The organism is Spirosoma sp. KUDC1026 (assembly GCF_013375035.1).
Classification (GTDB): domain Bacteria; phylum Bacteroidota; class Bacteroidia; order Cytophagales; family Spirosomataceae; genus Spirosoma.
The window spans coordinates 1,875,807-1,901,834 of the sequence record NZ_CP056032.1 but is presented as its reverse complement, the minus strand read 5'-3'; the positions used below and the strand labels follow the sequence as shown (position 1 = coordinate 1,901,834).

16 protein-coding genes and 1 pseudogene are annotated in these 26,028 nt (G+C 50.8%); 14 read left to right on the top strand and 3 right to left on the bottom strand.

The genetic code is table 11. From position 1 onward, the window contains the following. Positions 1–22 precede the first annotated feature (22 nt). From HU175_RS08085 to HU175_RS08050, 7 genes are all read left to right on the top strand, one after another. Complete coding sequence (locus tag HU175_RS08085; RefSeq protein WP_176566106.1) at positions 23–571, top strand: hypothetical protein; 549 nt, start codon at positions 23–25, stop codon at positions 569–571. Positions 572–729: 158 nt separating this feature from the next. Continuing rightward, positions 730–1,182: a hypothetical protein gene (locus HU175_RS08080; protein ID WP_228724362.1), complete on the top strand. Its 453-nt coding sequence runs from the start codon at positions 730–732 to the stop codon at positions 1,180–1,182. Between the two features lie 190 nt (positions 1,183–1,372). Beyond that, positions 1,373–3,325 (top strand): right-handed parallel beta-helix repeat-containing protein, encoded by a 1,953-nt coding sequence (locus HU175_RS08075; RefSeq protein WP_176566104.1) that lies wholly within the window; start codon positions 1,373–1,375, stop codon positions 3,323–3,325. Positions 3,326–3,383: 58 nt separating this feature from the next. Further along, the gene (locus tag HU175_RS08070) at positions 3,384–4,535 is read left to right on the top strand and encodes a right-handed parallel beta-helix repeat-containing protein (protein ID WP_176566103.1); all 1,152 of its coding nucleotides are present in this window, start codon (positions 3,384–3,386) and stop codon (positions 4,533–4,535) included. A 29-nt stretch (positions 4,536–4,564) separates the two neighbouring features. Next, positions 4,565–5,697, top strand: a protein-coding gene (locus HU175_RS08060; RefSeq protein ID WP_410528567.1) for an IS3 family transposase whose coding sequence is annotated in 2 segments (ribosomal slippage) — positions 4,565–4,820 and positions 4,820–5,697 — 1,134 coding nt in all. Because the reading frame shifts where the segments join, the coding sequence is not laid out codon by codon here. Positions 5,698–5,943: 246 nt separating this feature from the next. Continuing rightward, entirely contained in the window at positions 5,944–6,627 is a 684-nt protein-coding gene (locus HU175_RS08055) for a choice-of-anchor Q domain-containing protein (RefSeq protein ID WP_176566102.1), read from the top strand. Between the two features lie 74 nt (positions 6,628–6,701). Beyond that, complete coding sequence (locus HU175_RS08050; protein ID WP_228724361.1) at positions 6,702–8,099, top strand: bZIP transcription factor; 1,398 nt, start codon at positions 6,702–6,704, stop codon at positions 8,097–8,099. 57 nt (positions 8,100–8,156) lie between these two features. On the opposite strand, the gene HU175_RS08045 is transcribed toward HU175_RS08050, so the two are convergent. Both HU175_RS08045 and HU175_RS08040 read right to left on the bottom strand, forming a co-directional pair. After that, on the bottom strand, positions 8,157–9,947 hold the full coding sequence (locus HU175_RS08045) for a histidine kinase dimerization/phosphoacceptor domain -containing protein (RefSeq protein WP_176566101.1): 1,791 nt from the start codon (positions 9,945–9,947) through the stop codon (positions 8,157–8,159). A 181-nt stretch (positions 9,948–10,128) separates the two neighbouring features. After that, the gene (locus HU175_RS08040) at positions 10,129–14,784 is read right to left on the bottom strand and encodes a putative Ig domain-containing protein (protein WP_176566100.1); all 4,656 of its coding nucleotides are present in this window, start codon (positions 14,782–14,784) and stop codon (positions 10,129–10,131) included. Positions 14,785–15,697: 913 nt separating this feature from the next. On the opposite strand from HU175_RS08040, the gene HU175_RS08035 reads away from it, so the two are divergent. The 6 genes and pseudogenes from HU175_RS08035 to HU175_RS08010 all read left to right on the top strand — a co-directional run bounded on the left by HU175_RS08035 (position 15,698) and on the right by HU175_RS08010 (position 23,841). Beyond that, entirely contained in the window at positions 15,698–17,212 is a 1,515-nt protein-coding gene (locus HU175_RS08035) for an ankyrin repeat domain-containing protein (protein ID WP_176566099.1), read from the top strand. A 3-nt stretch (positions 17,213–17,215) separates the two neighbouring features. Continuing rightward, positions 17,216–17,710: a DUF2271 domain-containing protein gene (locus HU175_RS08030; RefSeq protein ID WP_176566098.1), complete on the top strand. Its 495-nt coding sequence runs from the start codon at positions 17,216–17,218 to the stop codon at positions 17,708–17,710. 24 nt (positions 17,711–17,734) lie between these two features. Next, the gene (locus tag HU175_RS08025; RefSeq protein WP_176566097.1) at positions 17,735–19,930 is read left to right on the top strand and encodes a PepSY domain-containing protein; all 2,196 of its coding nucleotides are present in this window, start codon (positions 17,735–17,737) and stop codon (positions 19,928–19,930) included. 350 nt (positions 19,931–20,280) lie between these two features. After that, positions 20,281–21,861, top strand: coding sequence for a Na+/H+ antiporter (locus HU175_RS08020; RefSeq protein ID WP_176566096.1), 1,581 nt, complete (start codon positions 20,281–20,283; stop codon positions 21,859–21,861). Positions 21,862–22,018: 157 nt separating this feature from the next. Next, positions 22,019–22,921 (top strand): NAD(P)H-binding protein, encoded by a 903-nt coding sequence (locus HU175_RS08015; protein ID WP_176566095.1) that lies wholly within the window; start codon positions 22,019–22,021, stop codon positions 22,919–22,921. A gap of 2 nt (positions 22,922–22,923) precedes the next feature. Continuing rightward, a pseudogene (locus HU175_RS08010) lies at positions 22,924–23,841 on the top strand (helix-turn-helix domain-containing protein). A gap of 417 nt (positions 23,842–24,258) precedes the next feature. Here HU175_RS08010 and HU175_RS08005 read toward each other — a convergent pair. Next, positions 24,259–24,684, bottom strand: coding sequence for a YybH family protein (locus tag HU175_RS08005; RefSeq protein ID WP_176566094.1), 426 nt, complete (start codon positions 24,682–24,684; stop codon positions 24,259–24,261). Positions 24,685–25,129: 445 nt separating this feature from the next. On the opposite strand from HU175_RS08005, the gene HU175_RS08000 reads away from it, so the two are divergent. Next, complete coding sequence (locus tag HU175_RS08000; protein WP_176566093.1) at positions 25,130–25,948, top strand: GIY-YIG nuclease family protein; 819 nt, start codon at positions 25,130–25,132, stop codon at positions 25,946–25,948. Positions 25,949–26,028 lie beyond the last annotated feature (80 nt).

The window sequence follows — 26,028 nt, the reverse complement described above, 5'->3', positions numbered from 1 at the left end:
CATCGCGTAAAGAACGTTCGCTATGCAAACCTATATCGTCTTCGTGCTCAGCGCTTTGCTTCTAACGGCCTGTGCAACAAACCACCCGGCGGGTGTTAACACGCCAGTCGATGCCGCCGAGTATTATCAGCCTAATCAGAGCTTCACACCCACTCAGCGACTCTACCCTGATCCGACGGGAGGACTTGGCCATTCTGAAGACCCGGACGTACGCGTAACCGATGTACGGCTGACGGCATCGTACACGATTCTGTACATGACCTTCATGAAAGACCCGAACGACCGCGCGTTTTACAACTCCACCAGCAGCATTTCGTTCAATTCCAAAGCCATGCTGGGCACCCACGGCAGCAAACGAACGTATGCGCTGCTGAAAGCAGAAGGCATTCCTTTGTCACCGGATTCCCGTGATGTTCAGGGCAACGAACCAATTCGCTTTACTCTCTTTTTTGAACGGCTGGAGGATGGTGTCGAGCGATTCGATCTGTTTGAATGCCAGAGTGATAATCAGAATTCCTGCTTTAACGTATCGAACATAACCGTAGAAAATTCAGTAGCGAAAGCAAAATGACCGTTTTATGCGGCTTTTTTTCACGTACAGCACACCGAAGCCGGGAATCAGGGCGTTAGAGTCATAGTGCCCATATTGTCTTTAGTGCTTGTATGTCCTTCCTCTTTTTTAAAAACGGATTTCGCTTTTCCCGAACTTCGCTGTTTCTCTGTTTATTTATGGGGCTAAGTCTGTTGACGTTAGCCCAGGTCAACCTAAAATACAGACTGCTGTCCGCCTATAGCTTATCGCCGGACGCCAGCGTCAACAAAACCAAGACGACGCTGTATATTTTTGACAGTGCGGAATCGCTGAACGAGATTTTCACCCGGTCGACGCCCGCACCTAAGCAGGCAACGGCTCCCAACTTCACGAAAGAAACGGCCATCGGCATTGTACTGCCGCCGACCAATACGCTCCCTAAGATTTCGATAAGCCGCGTATTCGTACAGGATTCTACGCTCACGATCCGGTACATCCGGATGAAGGATACCTCACAGACCAAAACGATCCAGCCGGTGAAGATTCAGCCGACCCTCCTGCTGGCCATTCCCCGGCAAACGGTTTTAAAAACCCGGCTTATCGAAAACGGAAAATTGATCCAGACGATCCGGAGCAACGACGATAAGTAAAGACTTCCAGACTTATATCAAACGCCACTCAGCAACGTAGTTGAGTGGCGTTTTTGTTTGTTGGTCCGTTGCCTAAATAAGTTAATAAATCGATCAGACCAGTTTCCTTATAGTGTCTTTTGATTAGTATTTTCTGACGGGTTGACTACTTTTGGAACAGTCTTTTATCCATCTTTTTCAAAGACAAATTATGACTCAACCACTACCATCCGTTCCCTTCCTGCGATTACTATTTTTCTGTCTACTATCCATATCGGCGGGTTATGCTCAGACAGTACGCTACGTCAAACCCGATGGCAGTGGTGACGGTAGTTCATGGGCTAGTGCTTCAGCCAATCTACAAGCCATTATCAATGCTTCCACCGCCGGTGATCAGGTCTGGGTAGCAGCCGGCACCTACAAACCCGGTGGCAATACTAATACTGACCGCCTGATTAGTTTCAGCATGAAAGATGGCGTTGCTATCTATGGTGGATTTATCGGATTAGAAACGGCGTTAAGCGAGCGCCCCACTTCGATCACCACATCTCCCTCGTCCAGTATTCTAAGTGGCGACCTGGGCACACCTGACGTAGCAACCGACAATAGCGAACACGTCATTGTCAATACTAATCTGAGCAGCACAGCTATTCTGGACGGTTTCGTTATTACATCTGCTACGCTTTCTGCTGCGGGCCGGGGTGGTGGGATGAATAATTTGACCAGTAGTCCTACAATTCGGAATTGTTACTTCACAAATCATCGAACAAATAACACATATAACACAGGAGGTGGCGGTCTTTATAACGATGCTGGCAGTACTCCTTCAATCACAAATTGCACGTTCAACAATAATAGAGTTCAATACGGTACAGCTATTCTTAGCGAAGCCCCTAGTTTAACGTTAACGAATTGTACGTTTGCCAGCAACCAGGGAGAGGCAGCTGGTACGCTGAATGGTAATGCAGTATTCATGATCAACTGTACATTCAGCAATAACATAGCCACGGCTGGCAGTAATGGTGGTTTTGGCGCAGCAGCTCGACTTGGCGCAGGATCGATACTGATCAATTGTCTATTCTCCGGAAATACAACAGCCGGATACGGCGGTGCTCTTACCATAGAAGGTACATCAACATTAACAAACTGCATTTTCAGAGGAAACCAGGCAACGGGTTACGGCGGTGCTGGCAATTCAGGTGGCTTTGGCGGAGCTATTTATATGTCTGGCAATTCTAGCTTTGTCAATTGCACGTTTAGTAATAACCGAGCCGGAGGCCGAGTACGCTCGGCAGGGGGCGCGGTATATATTTTCAGCGGTACTCCTTCGTTTACCAACTGTAGCTTTGCCAACAACACCGACGACCGTCAAGGTGGTGCTATTTACAATGAGTCAGGCACTACTACTCTGATCAATAACATCCTTTGGGGTAATCTGCCCAATGGCATTATCAACACCAGCAATGCTAATACGGTCTTAACTTATACTGACACCCAGGACAACACGCCTGGCATCGGTAATTTCTCCCTCGACCCCCTCTTTGCCGATGCCGCTGGTGACAACCTCCGTCTGCGGGCTTGTTCTCCCGCCATTGATAAAGGAAACAATGCAGCCAACTCGACCCCTACCGACCTCAACAATAGCCCCCGTCTGGTCCGCCAGATCGATCTGGGAGCCTATGAGTTCCAGGGTACACCACAGGCGCTGGTGGCTATCACCCAGCAGCCCAACCCCTACTTCAGCATTCCCGAAGGCGGTACCCTGACAGCTACCGTTACGGCCAGCGGCTCGGTCAGCAGCTACCAGTGGTACAAAGATGGTGTGGCCATCAGTGGGGCCACCTCGGCAACCCTGACGGTGAGCAACCTCAACGCCAGCAACGCTGGTCGCTACTACGTCGTGGTAACGGGTGTCTGCAACAGTGCTACCTCGGCTGAATTTACGCTGGTTGTCAACACGGGCATGTACACGGTGAAATCGGGTCGGTGGGATGATGCCTCGGTGTGGTCGATGAATCGGGTGCCGGCGAGTGGTGATGCGGTCCGCATCAAGCATCTGGTGACGGTGCCAGGTGAATACGTAGCCCGAGCCCGTCAGCTAAGCTACGATCCGGGGCAGACCTTGCAGTTAAGTACGGGCAGTAAAGTCAATCTTGCTCAATAAGTTAAGCGGATCAGAGGATCAGTATCTTTGCCAGCCTCTAGGCTTTTTCCACTACCATATGAAACAACTTTCCTTTTTACGCCCTCTTTGTAGACAGCTCAGTCTATCAACATTAGCGGCAGTATTGTGCGCGTTATCAATCGGTAGATCCCACGCCCAGACTATTCGCTACGTCAAACCAGACGGTACAGGAACTGGTAGTTCCTGGGCTACAGCCTCAGCTAATCTACAAGCCATCATCAACGCTTCCTCAGCTGGCGATCAGGTCTGGGTAGCAGCAGGTACATACAAGCCCAGCAGTTGTACAAACTGCAGCGCAGCTGATCGTATAATGAGTTTCAGCATGAAAAACGGGGTGGCTCTGTACGGTGGTTTTGTTGGTACAGAAAGCGCTCTCAGCGAGCGCCCGGCTTCTGTATCGTTAGCGCAACCGTCAAGTACTACCCTAAGCGGGTATCTAGGAACAACTAATAATCGAAATGACAGAAGCGTTCACGTCATTGCAAACAATGATTTGAACAATACGGCATTGTTAGATGGCTTTGTTATTACAGGCGGTAATATTGATGCTGGAGGCATCGGAGTCGACTATAATACCCTACAAGGCGCTGGCATGCGGAATCTGCACAGTAGCCCTATCATTCGTAACTGCTTTTTTTTAGACAATATAGGTACCTTTGGTGGTAGAGGCAGTGGATTGTATAGCGACGCCACTAGTTTTCCACAACTCACAAATTGCACGTTTGAGCGAAATGCAGTATCCGAAGGAGCCGCGATTTATAGTGATTCTATTTCTTTGAGGAATTGTACCATTAGCAATAACTTTAGTACAGGTTATTCAGCCGTCATTGTTAGGAAAACAGCTATCATCAACAACTGTACATTCAGTTCTAATAGCGGTGGCTCCGGTCCAAATGGAGGGGCAACTGGAGGAACACTGAATGTTGGGGCAGGTTCCGTATTAACAAATTGTTTGTTTGTACTGAATTCTGTTATTGGTGATGGAGGTGCGTTAGCCGCCTACGAAGCAACTGTTATTAACTGTACTTTTCGTGGCAATAGGTCGTCCAGCGGTGGGGCAGGCATTCAAAATACGTATGGAGGAGCCGTCTACGCCAGCAATACCAGTTTCATCAATTGCAGCTTTACGGGTAATCAATCTACAACACGGGGTAATATAGTGCGCCCCGTTTTTAAGACCACTAATTAAATTGGATAACGGGCTAAATTTAGTCCCGTATGAAAGGCAAGAGCAAACGTAAATTTACCTCTGAATTCAAACTCAAGGTAGTACTTGAAGTCCTTAAAGAAAAGGATACATTGGCTGTCATCAGCAAACGCCACGAGCTTCATCCGAATCAGATCAGTGACTGGAAGCGGCAATTCCTACAGGGGGCCGCTTCCGTTTTCGAGGCAGGTTGCAAACCCACATCGACCAACGCAGAACCCGAAACCGCCTTGCTCTATGAGCAGATTGGACGATTACAAATGGAACTGACTTTTTTCAAAAAAAAGTTGACGCCATGAGTCTTTCGCAGCGACGATCACTGCTTGATGCAGCTTTATCAACTAGCATTCGCCAACAATGCCAGTGGGTAGGATTGCCCCGCTCAACCTATTACTACCAACCGGTAGTAGCCACATCAGACGATTTACTACTGATGCGTTTGCTGGATGAGCAGTACCTGCTAACTCCGCAGTACGGGTACCGCAAGATGCAGGTAGCCCTGGCAAAGGCAGGCTATTGTGTCAATCACAAACGCGTTCGGCGTCTCATGCAAATACTTGGCATAGAAGCCATTTATCCTAAAATAAACACCTCGAAACCGGCCATAGGCCACCGAATTTATCCCTATTTGCTGCGGGGGTTGGTCATTGTGCGGGTCCACCAAGTTTGGGCTACTGACATTACCTATGTACCCATGGCGACCGGATATATGTACCTGATGGCCATCATCGATCTGTATAGTCGATACGTATTAAGTTGGTCCGTTTCCAACACCATGGAGGCTGATTGGTGTTGTGGCGTGTTACGAAAGGCCTTAGGGAGCTATCCTCAACCCGAGATTTTTAACACCGATCAAGGCAGTCAATTTACCTCGGATGATTTTACAAGTGTCCTGCTCGATCAGAACATTCGCATCTCAATGGACGGCAAAGGGCGGGCATTGGACAACATATTCGTAGAGCGGCTTTGGCGAAGCGTAAAATATGAGGATATTTATCTGAAAGCCTACCAGGATGGCTGGCAGTTAGAGGCAGGCTTACAAGCTTATTTCGAGTTTTATAACTGTCGGCGCTTTCACCAGTCGCTGAATTATCGAACGCCTGAAGAGGTATTAAAGGGAATAAAAAGCAGTCAAACCAAGTAGGAAATCAGATCAACTAACAATTTCGTTATTCAGTAAAGTGGTCCAGTTCTAAGGGCGCAGTGTATAATGTATAATTCAGGGGGCGGAGCAGCGTATACGGTCGGTGGACAATTTGTCAACTGCAGCTTCTCGCGAAATTTTTGCGATCGTACGGGCGGAGCCGTTTTTAGTACCAATACCTCTTTCGTCAACTGCGCTATCTGGGGGAACACGCCGAATGGCGTTGCTTCTGACAGTACAATCGCAATGACCTACACCGATACCCAGGATAACACACCTGGTACAGGCAACTTCTCACTTGATCCGCTTTTCGTCGATGTCGCTGGCGACAACCTCCGTTTGCGGGCCTGCTCCCCCGCCATCGATAAAGGTGACAATGCAGCCAACTCAACCCCGACCGACCTCAACAACAGCCCCCGGCTGGTCCGCCAGATTGATCTGGGAGCTTACGAATTCCAGGGTACCCCACAGTCACCATTGACCATTACCCAGCAACCAGTTTCTTACTTCAGCATCCCTCAGGGGGGGACCTTCACTGCCAGTGTTAGCGCCAGCGGCTCGGTCAGCAGCTACCAGTGGTACAAAGATGGCGCTCCCATCAGCGGGGCCACATCGGCCACACTAACGGTAAGTAATCTTAGCGGTGCTAATCAGGGGCGTTATTACGTCGTAGTAACTGGAAGCTGCAACAGTGTTACCTCAAATGAGATTGTATTAATAGTCAACACAGGCATGTACACGGTGAAATCGGGTCGGTGGGATGATGCCTCGGTGTGGTCGATGAACCGGGTGCCGGCGAGTGGTGATGCGGTCCGCATCAAGCATCTGGTGACGGTGCCAGGTGAATACATAGCCCAAGCACGTCAGCTAAGCTACGATCCAGGCCAAACAGTGCAACTACAAAATGGTAGTAAACTTGTGGCTCAGTAAACGGCGTCCGGACAGTATCTTAATAAATTCAACTTACTTCTTGCTCAGACAATTAAATCCTATTTTATTTAAACATGAAAACATCTACACGTCAATTTTTCCTTGCCAGCTTGCTTTCTTTTCCGATAGCAGCGCTTCAGGCTCAGACCATTGAGCCTACACCGGGCACATCGCTTACCATAACGGAAGATGTCAACCTAAGCGTTAATAAGTCGCTGCGGTCGGCCGACACGGTACTGCTCAAAACTTCATCTTCGCGGATCGGGAATCTATTTTTAGGCCTTCGTGCAGGCGCTACAACAACCAGTGGCAATAACAATACCTTTTTAGGAGCGAACGCCGGGCTTAGCTCAAATGGGTCAGCCAATACGTTCGTAGGCTTCTCAGCGGGGCGTTCAACTACCAGTGGAGCGTTCAATACGTTCATGGGTGTGCAAGCCGGCTTCAGCAATACAACGGGTAGTTCGAACTTTATTATGGGTACCAATGCCGGTGTTAATAACACCAGCGGTAATGCCAACTTCTTTCTGGGAGACAATACGGGTAGCGGTAATACAACGGGTGGTTATAACGTATACCTGGGTACAAACGCCGGAAGTGGCTCGGGCGTAAATGGCGATAACAACACAGCTATCGGTTTTGAGACCGGACGTAGCAATGCGGGTGGTATCAACAATACGTTTATTGGCTTCCGGGCCGATGCTGGTGCGAACGGCCTGCAAAACGCGACGGCTATTGGTAACAATGCCCGCGTAACGGCCAGCAACGCGCTGGTACTAGGTAGTGGTGTCAACGTAGGTATTGGTAACACGGCTCCAACCGCCCGTCTCCATATCACCAGTGGCACCGCTAATCAGTCAGGCCTACGTCTGGAGAACCTGACCTCGGGCACTACGGCTTCTATCAACTCCAGCAAGTTCTTAACCGTGGACGGCAGTGGTAACGTTGTGCTGGCGAACTACGCTAATGGTGGCCGGGTAGCCGCGCAGGACGCCGATTTACTTTGGGAACGTAAAGGCGGCTATCTGCAAAGCACCAAAGGTGAACCCATCGTTATTGGCTCGGCGCTCGCAAAAACCCCAGCTGGTTATCGGCTCTACGTAGAAGATGGTATCCTGACCGAGAAAGTGAAAGTGGCACTCAAAAGCACCGCCGACTGGTCGGATTACGTATTCGCGCCAACCTACAAACTACGTTCGTTAAGCGACGTAGCGCAGTTCGTTCAGGCGAATAAACACCTGCCCGGCGTACCATCAGCATCCGAAGTTGTTGAGCAGGGTATCGACGTGGCCAAAATGGACGCCAAACTGCTGGAGAAAATCGAAGAGCTGACACTGTATAGCATCGAACTGGAAAAAGAAAACCGCCAACAACGCGCAGTTAGTCAGGAACAGGGCAAAACGCTGGAAAAACAACAGGCTGAAATTGACGAGCTCAAGAAGCTGGTTAAACAACTGATGGATCGAAAATAAAGCGACTTCGCGTCACACATAGTCAAAGCCCAGGCCTCGTGTCTGGGCTTTCCTTGTTTAGCTTGTTGCGGATTCATAAGGAATATGCAGCCGGAACAGCGTGCCGTTTTGCTGAATAAGTTCGACCTTACCCTCCAGTTGCTCGGCAAGTAAAAAGATCAGCCGTTTGCCGAACGATGTTCCCTTTTCGGTTTGTAACCAGTCGGCTGCGGGCATGCCGGGCCCATTGTCAAAAACATCTAACGTAATACCATTATGATTGCGCAGCCGAATGTATAGTGCGGGATGTCGATTGCCCGAGTAGGCGTACTTAAACGCATTCGTAATCAATTCGTTGGCGATTAATCCGAGCGGGATGGTCACGTCAACCTCCAGTTCTTCCACCTCAACATCAACCTGTAGATCAACTTCACTGAGCTGATAACCATAAGCAATCAACAGACTTTCCGCCAGACTACGCAAGTAGTCACGCATATTCACTCGTGTTACGTTATCCGTCTGGTACAGTTTCTGGTGAATCAGCGACATAGCTTCGACCCGCTGCTGCCCGGTTCGAACGGCCTGCATGGCTTTTTCATCCTCAAGCCGGGTCGATTGTAGTCTCAGCAGACTGGACACGACAGCCAGGTTGTTTTTGACCCGATGGTGAAGCTCCCGCATCATGAGCGCCATCTGGTTGGACTGGGCCTGAATCTTCGCCTGACTTTTCCGCAACTGCTGCGACTGGAGATAAAGCACCCCAGCCAGCAGAGATAGCAAGACAATACCGCCAACCCCAGCCCACACCTGCCGACTACGTATGATATTCTGCAGGTCCAGTTGCCGAATCTGCGCTTCTTTTTCTTCTGTCTGGAACCGTATTTCCTGTTCAGATAACTGGCGTTTTACGGTTTCATTCTGCAGACTGTCCCGCCTGGCTATCTGTTGTCTGTAGTAAGCCAACGCCTGTCTGTAATCGCCCCGGGCTTCGGCTATGTGATACAGATGACCGTAAATTTCCTCCTGCATCGGCAGCTTATTGGCTCCTGTTTTGTCGACCCACGCAAGTGCCTGCCGACAGAACATTTCGGCTTCGGCTAATTTTCCCTGCGGAATTAACGCACTGGGAATATTGACCAGCGCATACCCATACAATGTTTCGTCGCCCCCGGGTGCCTGGCTAAACTGTAATACGTCCCGAAAGCTTCGCTCCGAGCGTCCATACTGACCCCGGTTTTTGTAGAGCAGTGACGCGTTCAGCAACGCTATGTGATACGAAAGCGAATCTTTCTGCTTTACGTAATAAGCGAGTACCCGGTTTGTGTATTGCTCAGCTTTGGCAAACCGCTTTTTATGGCCGTTGATCTTGGCCAGTTCTTCGTAGAAAGCAATAACCCACTTTGTCTGTCCATCGGCTTCCGCCAACTTCAATCCCTGTTGGGTGTAGTGTTCAGCCTGTTTATCGTTACCCAGCTGGACATAACAGAAGCTGATGTAAGACATCGTCTTGGGAATTTCTTTGGTGTAATTTATCTGCCGAAACAAACTAAGTGCCTGCTGATAGTACTTGACAGCCCGCGTGAAATCTCCAATATTCTGGTACCAGTACCCAACGCCCCGATACCCAAAACCAATATCGGCTTTGTTACCAGTTGCCTGTGCAATAGAAAGTGCCTGGTCATAAGCCTGCTTAGCCAGCGGATAGTCGATGGCAAAAATGAGCGAATCACCAATCTGACGAAGTTTCCAGGTTTTAATGCTATCAGGAGCACTGGTCAGTGAGTCGGGCAGCAGCGACATCTGCGCCATCGTTTGTTCGGTAGAAAGGCTCAGGAACAGGCTGACCAGAAAACAGTAAAGTAGGTTCACGGCAAAAACAACAGGGTCTGAACAAACCTACTGGAATACAGTGATTTTTCCTGTTCGTAACAGGGCTAAGAGTTCACTATTTTTCACCTAAGGTTTATACGTCAAAACGAACGGGTCCGGTATTCGAGTAGCCACTAGGTTACTCGAATACCAGACCCGTTGCTGTACTTTCATTATAAGTCTACTCAGCTTTCAACACTTTCACAGTCCGGTTCTGGGTGGGTGTGCTGACCTGCAACAGATACATCCCGATCCCCTCACCGCCCAGCGAGAGCTGATAACGCGCTGTCACGTCCGACCCAGACACTTGCTGCTGACTGACTACTTTACCCTGGGGAGTCACCAGACGTAATTGCAACGGCTCTGAACCAGCTCCACTCACCTCAAACGAGACAACCTCCTCCCGAACCGGATTGCCCAGTACCTTTACCGATAGTTCTGCACCCGGTTCCAAGAAGATTACCCGAGCCGAAGCATTGGGCTCCTGACCCCAGATCCGTTCGTTACCCGCATATACTACTACCCGGTTGTTCTGAGCGCGGTCCTGGGGCTGTTCCTGGTATGACCAGTCATTAGTCTGATTGAAGCGTCCACCATCGGGTTTACTAATCCGGTAGCGAATCGTGCCCGTGCTGGTACCGGGGGCTAGCTGTCCGCCCTGGTTAAAAGTCAGTTCCAGGTAGGTGTCCGCTCCGTTGACGGCCGCAGGCAGCTTCACCAGTCGGGCACTCACATTCCCTTCGTCGACTTCGACCTGTAACCGCTCGTTACCATCAGCCGTGAAGTAATAGCGCGCTTTCAGATCGCTGTAGTTGATCGCCACATTCCCCTCGTTACGTACTTCCAGATAGGTATTGATCTGCGTCGCATCAGGCCCGTTTTTGCTCTCGGTTAGCGCCCGTACCGCCCGGATCTGAGCCGTCGAACCTGGCTCCAAACCCGCAATCAGCACCCCATCGTAGTAGGCCGTGATGCGCAGGTTACCCGTTAGCTGATTGCGCACCGGGTTGTACGAATAGTCATCCAGCTCATTCAGGGGACCGTAATCACTCTTGGTGAAGTAACTCTGGATAGGACCCGAATTGGCGCTGGCGACCAGGCTACCAGCCCCCTCGGTGAAGCTGTACTCCACGTAGCCCGTTGCCCCTTGCTGGGCTGGATTCAGGGGCACATAGCGCAGTCTGACGTTCTGGTTACCTACCTGGGCATAGTTCATCGACAGGTTACCCAGCGTACCACCCCCTTCCACCGTCACATAGTAACGCAGGGTTAATTTCGAGAGCGGCAGTGATCCAGCACCCTGATTCTGGATCTGGATCAGAGGCTGGATGGCGTTGTTATCGGCGTAGTTGTCCACGTCCCGGTGCAGCACCGTCAACCGTCCGCCCACTGTTACGGTGGCGGTAGCCAGCGGGCCGGTGCAGCCATCGATGGTGCAGGTAGCCTGGTAGGTAAACAGCCCCGCCTGGCTAGTTGGCACGATAATGCTGGTACCAGAACCAGCCGTATTGTTAGGGCCCGTCCAGTTGACCGTCCCGGCGCAACCGCTGGCCACCAGCGTTACGTTACCCGTGTTGAGATCCACCGTCACGGCCGACTGGCTACCCGGATACGATTGACCAGCCTGGGTCAGCAGGCTGGGGGCAGCTGGAGTCACTTTGATGGTGACAGTCTGACTAGCCGAGCTGGAACAGCCATTGCCGTCGGTGAAGCGGTAACCCACCGTATGCTGACCCACTGTCAAACTCATCGGCGTAAGCGTGCTGGCGCTGGTGCCGTCAATGGTAAAGCTGCCACCGAATCCGGCGGGGTTTCCCGTCAAGGTGACTAGTGAAGCATCCTGACAATAGGCACTGGCTAGGTTCGTAATTGAAACGACTGGCAATGGGTTAACGGTCAAAGTGGTCATCTCTTGATTATATAACCCACCCGTACCTGCCTGCAACGTGATGGTCTGCTGGCCAGCCCCGCCTGCCGTCAACGTTTGGTTCACGGAAGAGGTCGTAGTCCCGATGATCGTCTGGCTGCCATAAAGGAGCGTATAGCTGTACGTACCGGCGTTTTGGCCAATCGTAGCCGTCACGGTTACAGCGCCCCCCGTGCAGACAGTGGATGGCGTGACGGCCAGTCCGCTAATGGTAGGTGGCACGATGGTCACCGTGTAGCTGCGCGAGCCAGAATAAGGCCCAGCGCCGGTTGAGGCATCAGTGGCCGTAATCGTGACGGTAAACGTACCGCCCCCCGTAGGCGTGCCGGACAGTACGCCAGTTGACGATAGGGTGAGACCCGAGGGCAATGCGCCCGCCGTCACAGCGTATGTATACGGGCTGGTCCCACCCGATGCTGTGATAGTCTGGGCGTAAGCGGACCCTATTGTACCGGTTGCCAGTGTGACCGGGGTCAAGACGATGGTAGGAGCAGCAACGATTAGTGAGTAGTTACGCGAGCCGGTATAAGGACCCGTACCCGTTGATGCGTCAGTGGCCGCTAGCGTAAAGGCGTAGGTACCGCCACCGGTAGGCGTACCGGAGAGCACACCCGCCGATGACAGCGTTACACCAGGGGGCAACGCGCCTGCCGTTATGGCGTAGGAGTAGGGAGCCGTCCCCCCCGAAGCCGTGACGGTCTGGGTGTAGGCCGTTCCCACAGTACCGACTGGTAGCGTAGCTGGCGCTAGGGTTATATTGGCCGCTGCGATGGTAAAAGTGTAGCTGCGCGAACCCGAATAAGGACCAGAACCCGTCGATGCGTCAGTGGCCCGGATGGTGAAGTTGAAAGTGCCGCCCGCCGTAGGCGTACCAGCTAGCGTGCCTGCTACGTTCAGCGTCATTCCTGGGGGTAACGAGCCAGCCGTCAGGGCGTAGCTATAGGGGCCATTGCCGCCAGCGCCGGTGATAGTCTGACTATAGGCCACACCCACCGTTCCATTGGGTAGCGTAGTCGGAGCCACGGTAATGGTAGGGGCTGCGATGGTCAAGGTGTAGGCGCGTGAACCCGTAAAGTTTCCGGCATCACGGGCCGTAATGGTGAAATTGTAGGATCCAACTGCCGTGGGCGTACCGGACAGCGTCCCGGTTGTTGATAGAGTCATCCCCGCGGGTAGCGCCCCCGCCGTTATGGCGTAAGAATAGGGGGCCGTGCCTCCCGAAGCCGTGATATTCTGGTCATAAGCGAACCCGCCCGTACCGTTTGGCAGCGTAGCGGGAGTTAACGTGATCGTAGGGGTACTCGTCGTAAACGACACAGTACTGCCGTAACTGGTGCCTACGCTGTTTCGGGCATAGGCCCGTACGTAGTAGGTGGTGCCCGCTGCCAGGCCTGTAATGGCTTCAGAAAACTGGCCAGTGCCCGAACCATTGGTATTTTGAGTCACGCCACTGCCGCCAATAGCTGGTACAGTATTCGAAGTACTGTAGACAATGCCACGTTCAGTAACGTCAGTTCCCCCGCTGGCGGTTACGTTACCACCTAGTGTAGCGCCGGTCGTTGTGATCGCACTTGCCGAGTTGGTTGTCACGGTAGGGGCTACTGTTGCCGGCGCTTGCACCGTAGCGGTGGCGTACCACAAATCGCGCCGGAATTCCGAACACTGGCCACGGGTACTGGTCAGCGAGTTATCGAACAACACCATAATGCGTCTATCGTCGTTCATCAAGCCAGAATAATAATTACCTCCATTACCTGCCTCCGTCGGGGTATAAGCCGTACCGGTCGTCCAGCTGCTGCCCGATGTACCCGCTAGTTGATACGCATAGTTGAGCTTAGTAGGCGAACTTATGTTATCGTTGTACACCACAAACTTGTCGCCCTTGCTGTTGATCCGCAGAGTGTGCTTCGAGTACACATCACCCGTCACATTCCCGTTGATCTGACTAGTAACAAATGAGCCGGACTCATTTGTCGTGTAATAGAGCTTGTGCTGATAATCGGAGTGTACAATGTGTACGTTGTTAGCAGCATCCGTATCGATCGTATTGGTGACCCCCTGTGCCTGAGCTGTATTCCCCGCTACAAGTTCCTGAGGTGTCGACCAGTTGCCGCTCGTGTTATTGATATAGAAAAGGCTACCATCCCGCCCCGTGCCATTGAGTTCCCGGCGAAACGATAGGTGGGCTTTTGCGTTTCTATCGATGGCCAGATCGAACCGGGCAATTTCGTTTGAAGCCGTGCCGCCGGGTGTCGTTCCGGATTGCGTAATGGCCGTCTCGCCGACCCAGTTACCGCTAACGAGCCGGAAATACCGCAACGTATAGGATCGGGGGGCTTCAGCGGTCGTATACAGAAAAGCAACGTGTGGTTGATTCTGGGGATCCACTTCTATAACTTGATCTAGGAGCGATTGATTAATCGAGTTTGCGGGCAGGGCCTGCAACGACTGAAAGGACCAGCTCGTCCCGGTCGGGCTTAGTCCATACCATATACCTTCCCTGCCCACGGACGCTACTGTTCCTTTGAAAGCAACATGAAACCGCCCGGTTGCATCAATGGCCAGTGACACATAATCAGCAGCGCTACTAAAGTCAGGCACTTTATTCGATGATGTTGTTCCGGTTGCTGTCGTGAACGTGCTTACTATGGCCCAGATGGAGCCGTCCCAACGAATCAGCTTATAGGTCACATTCTCATTGGCCCCTTTGCGCCACAGCGCGTATATTTTACCATCGACCGGATTGGTAGCCATCGCGCTAAAGGGCCAGTTACAATCGGTGCCATCCTCGACCTTGGCAGCCGTGAAATTTGAAATCTGGGCGAAGGTGGAAGTCGTTACCCAAAGGGTAACAAAGAGACCTAGCAGCCAGCGTGGCCAGATCCTCACTTGAGTAGAAGTGTGTTGCATAGATATGAATATAAATTGACAGATGATTCGATTTTGACTAAGCGTAATAACGTGGTGAGTTGTTGGGCCTGGCCAGCGAAGCCGATGACGCAGAATCCGTAGTTAGCCGTCTACGTGCAGAGCGCACTAGACATGGGTAGTACCATTACCTGACGAACGAACCAGTACGTTTACCAAGCTTATCGTTGATGCAGCCGGGTTTCAGGAAATGGTAAGGAGTGTATTTTCAAGTCATAAAAAGTGGTTGAATGACCACGGGATAAGTACAGAAGTACCTCAATCGAGTAGAATGACGGAAATGTATAAATGTCGATAAAGGCAGGTGATCGTTAGTAGCAATCGGTGTCCTCCATTAGCTCATAATTAGTCGGGATTGACATTTATTATCAAAAGCTTCTGGCTTGAATAACTCTTACTACTATTTCCGTTGTCAATTTTTGAAGATACTTTTAGTTACTTTTTTATTTTTATGGGTATGCTTGTTAAGCATAATAATCTATTCAGTTACTATAAGTAATTATATTCAAAGTTGTGAATGACAGAAATAGAGCTGTCAACGACGGTAATTTAGATGTCAATGATCTACTTCGTTTAACGCTGCATGCAGCGTATCATCACTATATTGATCATCTTCTCTTTTGTAAGCTTATTGGTCAATCATCTGTTTTCAGAGCAAAGGCTTCCCTGACTCGAACGAGTCACTTTAAATCTGAGCTGTCAGCCAGACTCACACTTAAATGCCTACACCCGCATTTCTGGAGTGCTACTATTTGGGAAATTAACTATCCTTTTTCGTCAAAAAAACAGGCTTATTTAGACTTATTCTTAGTAATTTGCGCACAGTTTGCGCTCGCGGTCAATTGAGCATTTACCAGCAAGGACTAGTATCCCACGTATCCCGTATCGAATTCGTATGAAAAAACTACTCAGTGTCGTTCTGGTAGGCTTTGCCCTATCCGCACAGGCGCAGAAAAACGTGTTGCTGGAACAGTCGTTCTGGCAGAACAAACCCGCCGTCGACCAGGTGAAGGCCGAGATCGCCAAAGGCAACAGCCCATCGCAGTTCAACCCATCCAGCTTTGATCCCGTCGTACTAGCGATTAATTCGCAGGCGCCCAACGAAACCATCAAATACCTGATTGAGCAGCCGGGAAATGACGTAAACAAAATCACCCACGATAGCCGGAATTACCTGCACTGGGCTGCCTTCCGGGGCAATGTGGAAATCGTTGAGTATTTGCTTGGCAAAGGCTCTAAAGTGAGTGCAGAGGATAGTCATGGTACTACGCCACTGAACTTCGCAGCGGGTGCCGGCATCCCCGATACGCAGGTGTATGATTTGCTCATTAAGGGCGGAGCCGATCTAAAAAAAGACGTTAACCACGACGGGGCCAATGCCCTGCTTCTGGCTGTGGCTAACGACAAAGATCTGAAACTGACGAATTATTTTATCTCAAAAGGACTGGACCTGAAAAGTACCGATGCCGCCGGAAACAACGCATTCAGTTATGCGGCCCGGGGCGGCAACATCGATATGTTGAAAGCGCTGCAGCAGCGGGGCGTATCCGTTAGCCCAACGGCTATGGTCATGGCCAGCCAGGGATCACGTCGCGGGCCAGCACCGATGGAGGTGTTTCAGTATCTGGAAAGCGTGGGCGTTAAACCCACTGCAACAAACAAAAACGGCGAAAACGTACTGCACGCGCTGGTACGTCGGCCCGGTCAGAACCCACTGATTGAGCATTTTCTGAGCAAAGGCGTTGACGTAAATCAGGCTGATGAAGAAGGCAACACGCCGTTCATGAACGCAGCGGCATCAAACCGTGATATGGCTGTACTGGAGATGCTGACACCGAACGTAAAAAACATCAATCAGAGCAACCAGAAAGGCGTAACAGCACTGGCGCTGGCCGTTCGGGGCAACTCACCCGAGGTTGTTACGTACCTGATCGATAAAGGTGCCGACATCAACGTAACCGATAGAGCAGGCGACAATCTGGCTGCGTACTTGATTCAGGGGTACCGGCCGGGTGGTATGGGGGGGCCTGGAGGAGCCCGGCCAGAAGGTGCTCCACGGTCTGACGATTTCGGCACTAAACTGGCCCTGCTTCAGCAGAAAGGTCTGGACGTGAAAGCTCCCCAGAAAAACGGCAACACACTTTATCATCTGGCCGTGGCGAAAAACGACATGGGCCTGATGAAAAAACTGGAACCACTCCAGATTGATGTTAATGCTCGTGACAAAGAAGGCCTGACCGCTCTGCACAAGGCGGCTATGATCTCAAAGGACGACGCAATGATGAAGTATCTGCTGTCGATTGGCGCGAAAAAAGACATCTCTACCAACTTTAAAGAAACCGCCTACGACCTGGCCAGTGAAAACGAATCACTGTCGAAGGGAAACGTATCGCTCAATTTCCTGAAATAAGTTATGTCCTGTTTATCGAAAATCGCCCTGCTGGCACTGGTGCTAGCGTTGACTAACCCAGCTGCTATGCTGGCACAGCAAGCTGGCACGGCCAAGTACAAATGCATGATTCAGATGACCAACTATATGGGTGAAGGAGCCTATATCGTTGTGTCGCTGGTTAACCCCAAAGGCGCCTACGAAAAAACGCTGTACGTACTGGGGTCTGACAAAAAATGGTATCCCGACCTGAAAGAGTGGCATAAAGCACTCGCCAAGAAAACACCGAACCTCAGCGCCATTACTGGTGCTTCAGTGAGCGGGGGCGACCGTAGCGTAACCATGCTGGAGCTTGATCCGGCCAAGATTGACAAAGGATACAAACTGCGGTTTGAGAGCGCGGTTGAAGACAATAAATACTACGTTAAAGACCTGGAAATTCCGCTGACGGCGGAAGCACTTTCTGCCAAAAGTGAAGGGACGGGTTACATCCGCTACGTGCGTTTCAGCGCCAACTAACGCTCCCGCCAAGGGGCCGAACGTATGACCATTTCCGTCTGGAGATACAGCCATTTAGCCCTGGCTGTATCTTCTTTTCTTTTACTGACCCTGGCTTCCATCACGGGTATTATTCTGGCGGTCGAGCCCATTCTGCAAAAGTTGCAGCCCTACCGGGTCGATGGTTTTTCGGAAATCACGCTGGCGCAGACGCTGCCGGTTCTCAAAAGAAGCTACAGTGAAATTAGTGAGCTCAGTGTCGATGCCAATGGCTTCGTACAACTGCAGGGCAGCGACGACAACGGGGATAATCTCACGGCCTACATTGATCCGCGTACGGGTAAATCGCTGGGCACCCCCACCAAACAGAGTGAGTTTTTCCAGTGGGTAACGAGCCTCCACCGGTCACTGTTTCTGCACGAAGCGGGTCGGTTTTTTATTGGTCTGACCGCTTTTCTCCTGCTGCTCATCACCGTATCGGGCACGGCGCTGATTATTCAGCGGCAGCGGGGCGTCAAACGCTTTTTCGCCCGTATCGTCCGCGATAACTTTGCCCAGTACTGGCACGTCGTCCTGGGTCGCCTGTCACTGATTCCGATTCTGGTGATTGCCCTTTCGGGAACATACCTCTCGTTGGATCGTTTCGGGCTGCTTAAATCGGAGAAGATCTCACCCAAGGTTGATCTCGACGCGATCAAATCCGCTCCACAGCGCCCGTTGGCCGACATGCCGGTGTTTCAGACCATTCGGCTGGCGGATGTGCAGACCATCGAATTTCCGTTTTCGGAAGATCCCGAAGATTATTATACGCTCAAACTTAAAGACCGCGAACTGACGGTCAACCAGATTACGGGCGATATCCTGAGCGAAGACCGTTACCCTGCGACGGTTCTACTGGCCAACCTGAGCCTGAACCTGCACACGGGCCGGGCCAGCGGCATCTGGGCCTTTATTCTGGCTGTTGCCGCCGGCAATATTCTCTTTTTCATCTGGTCGGGCTTTGCCATCACGCTGAAACGGCGCGGCAACCGCGTCAAAAACAAGTACGGCGCCGACGATAGTCGCTTTGTGATTCTGGTTGGGTCGGAGAACGGCAGTACGTTCCGTTATGCGCAGTCGGTTTACGAGCAATTGCTCAAGCAGGGCGAGAAAGCGTACCTGACTGAGTTGAACAATTACACGGCTTTTCCGAAAGCCGAGCACCTGATTGTGCTGACGGCTACTTACGGCCTGGGCAACGCGCCTACCAACGCCCAGCGTTTTAATACATTGCTGGATAAACACCAGCAGACCCAGCCGGTCAAGTATTCGGTGGTGGGGTTCGGCTCCCGCTCCTACCCCGATTTCTGTCAGTTTGCCTTCGAGGTGAATACGTTACTGAGTCACCAGACCTGGGCAACCCCACTGGTCGACATTCACACGGTCAACGACCGGTCGCCGGAGGAGTTCAGCCTCTGGGCCGAATCCTGGTCGCAGCAGGCCGATCGGCCTATGGTTATTTCGCCGGAAACGTTACAAACCTCCGCCCCCCGGCTAGACAAGCTGACCGTCATGACCAGGGTGCGCACTGCTCAGCCCGACGGTACGTTCCAGGTTCGGATGCGCCCTCCACGTCGGCAGCGGGTTACGTCGGGCGATCTGCTGGCTATTTATCCCGCCAACGATCACCGCGAACGGCTCTATTCGATTGGCGTTGTCGACGATGAAATTCAGTTGAGCGTTCGTCTGCATCCTAATGGCCTGGGGTCTACGTTCCTGCACGACTTAACGCCCGGCCAGACCGTCCGCGCCCGGATTGTCAGCAACGCTCATTTCCATTTTCCGGTCAATGCCTCGTCGGTAGTAATGATCGCCAATGGCACCGGCATTGCTCCGTTTCTGGGTATGATCAGCCAGAACGCGCAGCTCCTCCCCGCCCATCTGTATTGTGGCTTCCGGCACAGCGCTTCATTCGACGTTTATCAGGAATTCCTGGAAGCCAATCAGTCGACGGGGAAACTGGCGAAGCTGCATATAGCCTTCTCCCGCGAAGGAAATCGGCAGTACGTCAGCCACCTGATCAGCCGCGACGCCGATTTCATTGCGAATGTCTTGCAGACAAAAGGAGTTTTGATGCTTTGTGGCTCACTGGCCATGCAAAAGGACGTACTGGACCTGCTGGAAACGATCTGCCAGACCAAGCTCGGCAAGCCCCTGAGTTACTACCAGTCACACAGCCAGATTCTGATGGATTGCTATTAAGTTCATCAACCAGCCAAAACAATAGTCAATTGGGCGCTATCGCCACGAGGGGCTGACGTGATCTATTCAGTGTCAGTCCTTTTTTTGTCTATAAATGCTCAAATCGGCAGTTCTTATTTTGAGACATCAATGGCGACAATACCAAAACTGTTATGTAATATAGTCCTCATCATTACGCATCATGTACGCTTATAGTCCTCGTAATCTGCTCGTTGCGAGAATACTCACCATTCATGGACAAACGTATCGTTGCTGTTTGGCAGGGTAATAGCCTGCTCCAGTTGACAGGCGCGTCCAATGAAGATTTACGTAACAAATTAACTTTTTAAAGACGTACTATCCTCAGCTTCATGCACACCATTTTGCCTTTTTTGCTGGCCATGATAGCAGCCATCGTGCTGTTGAACATGTGGGCCAACAAACTCAGAATTGCTTACCCGATTCTGCTGGTTGTGGCCGGGTTGTTTGTCAGTTTTATGCCAGGTTTGCCGAGGGTAAAAATCAACCCCGACCTGATTTTTTTCATTTTCCTGCCACCACTTCTGTTCGAAGCTTCCTGGAATGTTTCTTTCAAGGAAATGAAAAAATGGTGGCGCATGATTGGCAGCTTTGCCTTTATCGTCGTCTTCTTCACGGCCTTGTCCGTGGCCATTGCGGCCAACCATTTCATTCCGGGCTTTACCCTTGCCCTGGGCTTTTTACTAGGTGGAATCGTCTCCCCGCCCGATGCAGTCAGTACGGGTGCTATTACCAAATTTGTCCAGATCCCTAAATCTACCTCGGCTATTCTGGAGGGCGAAAGCTTACTGAACGATGCATCCTCGCTGATCATTTTCCGCTTTGCTTTAGTTGCAGTAGGCACGGGGCAATTTATCTGGCAGGAGGCAACGCTGAGTTTTTTATGGATGGTTGTTGGCGGAGCAGGTACCGGCCTGCTGCTGGCCTGGATTTTTGTTCAGGCGCACAAACGATTGCCCCTCGACCCTCAATCGAACATTGCCCTAACGCTTATCGAACCTTATTTTATGTACTGGGTGGCCGAGGAAATTCATTGTTCGGGCGTGCTGGCGGTCGTGAGCGGGGGCCTTTTTTTGTCAAATAAGCGGCTTATTTTCCTGAACAGTACCAGTCGTATTCAGAGCTTCAGCGTCTGGGAAAGTCTGGTGTTCATTTTAAACGGCGTCGTGTTTCTGATCATTGGTCTGGAATTACCCGAAATTGTTGATGGACTGCGCGCCGAAGGTATCCCATTACGAACGGCTATTGGTCAGGGCATACTGGTAACGGGCGTATTGATTGCCGTCCGGATTGTCAGTGCTTATGCGGCTTTGATTGCTACGCTTGTCTTTCGGCCTGGTGTACTTCCCCGTGCCCGCTCCAACCGAAGACGTTGGTTTATGCCCTTACTGATCGGCTGGACCGGTATGCGTGGGGTTGTGTCGCTGGCAGCTGCTTTATCAATACCCATTACGTTAGATAACGGTACGCCCTTTCCGCACCGGAACCTCATCCTCGTCATCACGTTTGTTGCCATACTACTCACGCTGCTGGTGCAGGGGCTTACGCTTCCTTCATTTATAAACCGGGCCCGGTTGTACGAAAGCTTCCCGGAAGAACCGGAAGATCAGCGCCGACAAACCATGAAACACGGCCTGAAACAGCACAGCTATCAGTTCCTGAGACAGAAGTACGGGAACGAACTGGATGGCCACATTGGGCTGGAAAAGTTTCTGAAAAAGTGGGAGGAACGCGCCAAAGCCAGTGAGGACAACTGGATGAATGACAAGACAAAATCAATCTTTGTCGAACTACTCGAAAGCCAACGACAGTACCTTACTGAGCTCAACAAAGACCCGAAAGTCGACGAAGACCTGATCCGCCAGCAACTGTATCAGATCGACCTGGAAGAAGAGCGACTGCGCGTCGTTTAACACCAATGGAGCACTCCTACGGCAGTTACCGTACTAGACGTGACGATTAGCCATACCGTCTTGTGTTTTTATCCACGATTTGCCTAGAACAAGCGTAGATTCGGCTACGTCGGCCACGGAACGATGACGGAACTTTGCCGAAACAAAAAGCAATGTCATGAACATCATCGTCACCGGTTCACTGGGCCACATCAGTCAGCCACTTACGCAGCACCTTGTACAAAAAGGTCATACCGTTACGGTCATCAGTAGCAGCCCCGACCGGCAGGCTGACATTGAAGCGCTCGGCGCGAAAGCCGCCATTGGCTCAGTAGAAGACGCCGAATTTCTCGCCAATACGTTCAGCGGGGCCGATGTTGTCTACTGCATGATACCGCCCGCTTATTTCAGCAATCCGACCATTGAACCGACTGCGTTTTACCGCAACACGGCAACGGCCTATGCGCTGGCCATCCGGCAGTCGGGGGTGAACCGGGCCATCCATCTGAGCAGCTTCGGAGCCGATCTCGATCACGGAACGGGTTTTATTCTGGGTTCGCACAACGCCGAAAGCATTTTAAATAAACTGTCCGACGTAGCGATTACCCACGTGCGGCCTACGTCATTCTATTACAACCTGTTCGGTTTTATCGGGCAGATCAAACATACAGGACAAATCGCGGCCAATTACGGGGCTGACGATGTGATCCCAATGGTGTCGCCCAAAGACATTGCCACAGCCATTGCCGATGAGGTAGAGCTACCGGCCGAACACAGAAAAATCCGCTACGTGAGCAGCGACGAACCAACCGGCCATGAAGTTGCCGCCAGCCTGGGGGACGCCATTGGCAAGCCAGATTTACAGTGGGTACTCATCAGCAATGAGGACATGCTGACCGGTTTAACCGCGGCTGGTATTCCGGCCCATTTGGCTGCCGGGATGGTCGAGCTGTATGAGTCGCTTCATAGCGGTCGGCTTCAGGCTGATTATAACCGGAACAAACCCGTGCTGGGCCAGGTTAAGCTCAACGAATTTGCGGCCGACTTTGCCGCAGCTTTCAACCAGCAACCGCAACACTAAACATGGCAGGACAGCAGCCCGTCAGAATCCGGACGATCAGCGAATTTCACCAGATCCGGAATTTGCCCAGGCCCGAGCATCCATTGGTGAGTGTCATCCGATTTGAGGACATGCACCTGGCAGTGAATGAGCCGGCTACACAGGTACTGGACTTTTATTCAATCGCGCTTAAACGAAACCCGCACAGCAAGATCAAGTACGGACAGCAGGCGTATGACTTCGATGAGGGGATACTGTTTTTCATCGCGCCGGGATAGGTGTACAGCATTGAGACGGCCGGTAACGAAGTCCCCGCACACACGGGCTGGATGCTACTCGTCCACCCTGATTTTCTGTGGAATACTTCTCTAGCCAAGACCATCCGGCAATATGAGTATTTCGATTACGCGGTGCACGAAGCGCTGTTTTTGTCTGATAAGGAAGAAACGACAATTGTGGGTATTATGCGTAGCATCCAGCAGGAATACCACACCAGTATCGACACGCTGAGCCGCGATATTATTGTGGCTCAGCTGGAGGTGCTGCTCAAATACGCTGAGCGATTTTATAAACGGCAATTCATCACTCGCACGGTCACAAATCACAGACTGTTGGATCGGCTGGAGACTCTGCTTACAGACTATTTTGCCAGTCGTTCACTCGTCGAAGCGGGGCCACCAAGCGTTCAGTACGTCGCCGACACCCTCAACGTATCGCCTAATTACCTGAGCGGCCTTCTGAAAACGCTGACCGGTCAGAGTACGCAGCAGCATATTCAGAACAGGCTGATTGAGAAGGCCAAAGAACAGCTGTCGACTACCGATCTGTCAGTCAACGAAATTGCCTATGCACTGGGTTTTGAACACCCGCAATCGTTCAGCAAACTGTTTAAAAGCAAGACGAACTACTCGCCACTGGAGTTTCGCCAGTCGTTCAACTAAGTACAGATTGTCCGAATCCTGACCGGTAATACCCTTGATGATGGTACGTCAGTCGTACTGACGCAGTTCCTGGGCAGGACCTTTGAGCGTACTTAACGGGGTATTTTTTAGTTCATGCGGCAAAACAACCATGTACTGATACGACCCGATCCTATCGTCGGTTCCGTGGATAATTAATACCGGCTATCCGATCTCGCCCAGGCGGTTATACTACGTTTTGCCACCCTGCATCCGCGCGTGATTGAACCTGCTAACGTAGTGATTAGCCCGTCGGAACTCGCTTCTGAACAGTTGCTCAGCCCGCTGAACGCCGTGCGTTTTCTGAATCATGCTGGGTGCCTGAGTTGACGCAGCAACATCACAAAAGCTGACTAATAGTCTTTTCTAAACTGGCGTTAGCGTTTGTCGAGCGTTACGTTATCTATCCAGCAGAATCAGCGCTTTTCCAGTCTCGGGGTCAAAGGGCACCGAACTGTGTTCGTGTGTGATCAGCCACGCGTTGTCCTGCTTACGAAAGCAGATGGTAGCCCGCCAGCGCATATCAATCTCGTCGCCACTGGCGAGCTGTCCTTTTACATGATTGAACGAATGACAGAACGCCAGCTCGTCTGTAACCGAGATTTCCAGGTTGTCTACGGTATAGGAAAACGGTCCGGGAAACTGCGACAGCCAGCTTTCCAGCCGCTGCCGACTTTCGTTCAGACCTACCTTCTGAAGCGTATTAACGACATCAAACGAAACTACATCAGTGGCATAATTTGCCATTGCCCCGTCAATGTCTTTTTGTTGAACCGCCCGTTCCTGCTGCCGGACTACCTGCTCAATCTGTTGCTTGCTTTCCATGAGCTACTAATTTGTGACAACGAATAAGACTATGGTTTCAGATCGGTAGCAGCTTTCTGACTGCCATCCATGTACATAAGTACCGACTGATGCGGGTGGGCAATTCCAGGTGCCATCAAACTTTCGTAACATTAACGTCTCGCGGTAACATACGTCGGTTCTCGCTCCATCCGTGCGTTTGCCGATCAGGTGGTCGAAACTGTGTCAGAAGGCTACATCGCTATCGGCTGTCGCTCTGAAAGACAACCGGATAAAAGTCAGGATGTTCAGGAGAAGCGCAGTAACTGGCTAGTTGCTCTAGGAGTTTTGCCCACGCGATGACAACAGTTATCTTGCTACATCGATACGGTTTTCTTTTCTCTAGAGCATATTCGGAAATTGTAACAAGCCCTTAGTACTAAAAATTTTCCATTGAAATAAATTGAAACCCGTCAATAGTAACCGTATGGCAGATCTCAAGACCGACTACTACGTTTATGTTTACATAGACCCGAGGAACTTTGAGGAGTTTTACTTTGGCAAGGGAACAGGAAGTCGTAAAAAAGCTCACTTAACCGACAACAGCGACACTGAAAAATCAAAGAGAATAAAAGCTATTAAAACCGCTGGACTGGAACCTATTATAAAAGTAATTGCTAAAGATCTGACAGAGCATGAAGCTTTCTTGATTGAGAAAACTTTGATTTGGAAACTTGGCAGAACGCTTACAAATATTTCATCGGGGCATTTTGCCGAAAAATTCCGCCCGCACAACACTTATCATGTAGACTTATCAAGTTTTGACTTTAAAAACGGGCTTTACTACGTAAACGTAGGTGAAGGCAAACATCGTTGTTGGGACGACTGCAGACAGTTTGGTTTTCTTTCAGCAGGGCAAAATAGAAAATTTAGCGATTCAATTAGAACACTTGAACCAGGCGATATAGTTGTCGCGTTTCTGAAATCTTGCGGTTATGTTGGCATCGGACGGGTAATAGAGAAAGCTGTTAGAGTAAACGACTTTCAGTTGAACGGCAAATCATTGAAGCATTATCCTATAAAAATTAAAAATATTTTTGATAACTGTGATGATGACAAATCAGAATATCCAGTAAAGATTGATTGGATAAAATCTGTTGACAGTGCGGACGCAAAATGGAAGGCAAAAAGCGGCTTATTTACCTCGCAGCTTATTAAAGCTTCATTGCAGGCACAGCCAAAAACAATAGATTTTTTAGAGAAAGAGTTTGACGTTGTCTTTAGAGATTTATTATTGGCTGATTAACGATAGACTAATTTTCAACATCGGATTTTTATTAGCAAGGTCAACAGAGTGATTGAATACTGAATATCGTACCGGAGTCA

Coding starts and splice junctions, on each gene's coding strand:
- HU175_RS08085 (WP_176566106.1), top strand. CDS start 23: ATGCAAACCTATATCGTCTTCGTGCTCAGCGCTTTGCTTCTAACGGCC.
- HU175_RS08080 (WP_228724362.1), top strand. CDS start 730: ATGGGGCTAAGTCTGTTGACGTTAGCCCAGGTCAACCTAAAATACAGA.
- HU175_RS08075 (WP_176566104.1), top strand. CDS start 1,373: ATGACTCAACCACTACCATCCGTTCCCTTCCTGCGATTACTATTTTTC.
- HU175_RS08070 (WP_176566103.1), top strand. CDS start 3,384: ATGAAACAACTTTCCTTTTTACGCCCTCTTTGTAGACAGCTCAGTCTA.
- HU175_RS08055 (WP_176566102.1), top strand. CDS start 5,944: ATGACCTACACCGATACCCAGGATAACACACCTGGTACAGGCAACTTC.
- HU175_RS08050 (WP_228724361.1), top strand. CDS start 6,702: ATGAAAACATCTACACGTCAATTTTTCCTTGCCAGCTTGCTTTCTTTT.
- HU175_RS08040 (WP_176566100.1), bottom strand. CDS start 14,784: ATGCAACACACTTCTACTCAAGTGAGGATCTGGCCACGCTGGCTGCTA.
- HU175_RS08035 (WP_176566099.1), top strand. CDS start 15,698: ATGAAAAAACTACTCAGTGTCGTTCTGGTAGGCTTTGCCCTATCCGCA.
- HU175_RS08030 (WP_176566098.1), top strand. CDS start 17,216: ATGTCCTGTTTATCGAAAATCGCCCTGCTGGCACTGGTGCTAGCGTTG.
- HU175_RS08025 (WP_176566097.1), top strand. CDS start 17,735: ATGACCATTTCCGTCTGGAGATACAGCCATTTAGCCCTGGCTGTATCT.
- HU175_RS08020 (WP_176566096.1), top strand. CDS start 20,281: ATGCACACCATTTTGCCTTTTTTGCTGGCCATGATAGCAGCCATCGTG.
- HU175_RS08015 (WP_176566095.1), top strand. CDS start 22,019: ATGAACATCATCGTCACCGGTTCACTGGGCCACATCAGTCAGCCACTT.
- HU175_RS08005 (WP_176566094.1), bottom strand. CDS start 24,684: ATGGAAAGCAAGCAACAGATTGAGCAGGTAGTCCGGCAGCAGGAACGG.
- HU175_RS08000 (WP_176566093.1), top strand. CDS start 25,130: ATGGCAGATCTCAAGACCGACTACTACGTTTATGTTTACATAGACCCG.